This window comes from Clostridium sp. RTP31139st1_H3_RTP31139_211217 (assembly GCF_040227035.1).
In the GTDB taxonomy this organism is placed as follows: domain Bacteria; phylum Bacillota; class Clostridia; order Clostridiales; family Clostridiaceae; genus Clostridium; species Clostridium saudiense.
Map to the genome: position 1 here is coordinate 1 of NZ_JBCOAB010000109.1, position 1,852 is coordinate 1,852.

The following is a 1,852-nucleotide window of genomic DNA, read 5'->3' on the forward strand; positions in this document are numbered from 1 at the left end:
AGCTGTATCAGATTGAATTAATAAATTCAGTCTGAATACAACTCCTTTTTAATTGTTCAAAATTTTATACACTAATTTTTATGTAAATATTGCTATTAATTTTGTTTTTTTACATGACAAAAAGAAGGTTAGATGCCTTCTGGTATAATTTTCATATATAGTTTTTATTATGCACCTTTCGGCTCGTGCAACAACTCGCCGTTTCGACCTTGTAAAGTTTTGTTGTGCAATTTATTAACATTATAGGCAAATGCCATTATCAATAATTCTATTCTAACTTTCTTATTTCCTCTCATTAAAAATCTTCTAAATCCATAATCTTGTTTAATTACTGCAAATGCACCTTCAACTTGAATAGATCTATTTATTCTTAAACGTATACCTTCTTTGGTTGTTATATTAGCTAATGATTCAGATCTTAATCTTAAAAATTCTTTAGGAACATGTAATTGCCTATTATTCTTAGCTTTTGTGCATTTATTTTTATATTCACACCCTAAACAGCTTTCGCATTCGTAGATATTTACTATTGATTTAAAGTTTGATTTTGATTTTCTTGTAGTAAATCCTTTAGGAAGTAGTTTCTTGCCAGCAGCACAAATATAGTAATCATCCTCTTGGTTATAGTGCATATTTTCTCTTTTACTAATATCATTTTTAAACTTTTTAGTTTTTGATTTTTCATATGTTTGAGGCTTAATGAAAGCTTTTTGATTATTATTTTCTAAATATGTATAGTTTTCTTCACTTTCGTATCCTGCGTCAGCAGTTATAGATTTATATTTTTTATTTAAGTTCTTTTCTAACTTATCTAAAAATGGTATAAAGGTAAGTTGATCTGATCTTTCACTTGATATATCTATTCCAACTATATATTCACCTTCTACCCCTATTTGAACATTATATGCTGGCTTCAACTGACCATTTTTCATATGATCCTCTTTCATATGCATGAAAGTAGCGTCATGATCGGTTTTTGAAAAACTATTTCTTCCATTAAAAATTTTATTGTATTCATCATATTTACTTTGTTTTTCTATAAAATCATTAATTACTTCAGTATATTTTTGAAGTTTACTTTTTCTTTTGCCTTTTCCATATACAAAATCTAATCCTTCTTTTTCTTTAATTTCAATAAGTTTATCTTTTACCGCTAATGCATATTCAACTGAAATCTTTTCATCAGGTATACTTAAATTTAAATCAAGCTCTGAACTTATGTTTAATAATATTTTATGAGTTTTATTTTGTAATTTCTCTTCAAATTTATCAGTAGCTTTTTTCCAAACAAAACTATATCTATTAGCATTCGCTTCGATTTTTGTACCATCTACAAATAAATTTTCAAATTCTATTTCATTTCTTTTTTCTAATTCAATTATAAATTGTGAAAATAGGTCTTCTACGCATCCTTCCAACCTTTTACTTCTAAATCTCGCAATTGTATTATGACTCGGTTCCTTTTGCCCTTGCAAAAGCCAACGAAAGTTAATATCTCTTTTACAAGCTTTTTCAAGCTTTCTACTAGAATATATACCTTCCATATAGCCATAAGCAACTATCCTAAATAATGTTTCAGGTAAGATCATTGGATTTCTACCTTCAGTAGAGTATGTTTCATATAATTTTGAATAATTTAATCCCTCCGTTACTTCATATAATGTTCTTACTGAATCATCTTTTGGTATAATAATTTCTAAATTAATTGGGAATCCTAATTGATGGATGTGTATAATATTTTTTTTGCACACATTATTTTTCATGAAAATATTATATGCAAAAAGGAGGATTCGAATTCGAACCCTCCTTTTTTTATCGGCTAATATCAAAATTTATTTTGATACAGCCCCTT

General features: G+C 27.1%; 1 protein-coding gene. It reads right to left on the reverse strand.

What is annotated here, in order from left to right; genetic code table 11:
• Positions 1 to 167: 167 nt before the first annotated feature.
• Complete coding sequence (locus tag ABUA17_RS18735; protein WP_157029154.1) at positions 168 to 1,751, reverse strand: IS1182 family transposase; 1,584 nt, start codon at positions 1,749 to 1,751, stop codon at positions 168 to 170.
• Between the last annotated feature and the right edge of the window lie 101 nt (positions 1,752 to 1,852).